The organism is Vibrio sp. 1978, assembly GCF_033344345.1.
The window spans coordinates 1-835 of the sequence record NZ_JAWPOP010000283.1 but is presented as its reverse complement, the minus strand read 5'-3'; the positions used below and the strand labels follow the sequence as shown (position 1 = coordinate 835).

1 protein-coding gene is annotated in these 835 nt (G+C 49.9%); it reads right to left on the bottom strand.

Features of this window, described 5'->3' with window-relative positions; all coding sequences use genetic code 11:
- On the bottom strand, positions 1-835 hold an 835-nt coding region (locus R8N49_RS26100; RefSeq protein WP_412034914.1), incomplete at both ends, for a COG3650 family protein.

Sequence of the window (835 nt, the reverse complement as noted above, 5' to 3'; positions counted from 1 at the left end):
GAACGCCTGCATCACGAATGGTTGCTGGGTAAAGCACTAAGCCACCATCGGCGATCGGGTACACCATGCTGCCCACTTTTTCCTTGGTGGCTTTGAGTTGATTGCCTTCGCGCGTAAAGAGTCGCTCAGACATCAAACGTTGTTGCTGGTGGTGGGTCATCACAACTTGAACTTGCGACGGGCTCAACTGTTGCCAGAAGCCGCGTTCCACTAATGGGTCTTGACCGTTTGAGTAGCTGTATCTCGTCGTGGCGCTGTGGTCAGGGTTTAAGGTCATTTGCACCTCAAAACCTTGTGATTGCGTTGAGGTGGCTACATAGGTATTTGCCCAGCTAAGCGTTGCATCAACGTTCGCTGCCATGCCACACCCTTGGTAAGTGTTTCCATCGTGTTTGAGTGTTGCTTTCCAGCCATATAAAGAGTCGCTCATGGTGTCTGAACAGAGGTTTTCCGTCATGCGTAGTTCACCATCATCAAGCCTATAAGTGCGTTGGCGCGGCTGCAGTTGACTGCTTTGAATAGACAGCATTTCGGTGGTTTTACCCATCTGTTGGAACTTAAGCGCATTGGCTTCAAAACTGGCTGCCCAAGACGGCTCGTTGCCAAATACACGCGTCGGTTTTTGCGGTTGGCTGCAACGATTTGGGTTTTCGGTAGTGAGGAAGTTCACTTGCTCAACCACAAAGTTGGCGTCGAAATCCGCAGAGAAACCATCAATGCCCGGAGGATTAAGATGACCGATGACTTCGCCATACATGGTTTGGTACGGTTCATTGCCGAGCTTAATGGCGCGTTGAATTTGTTGAGGTGACAGTTGCAACCAATATTGTTTGTC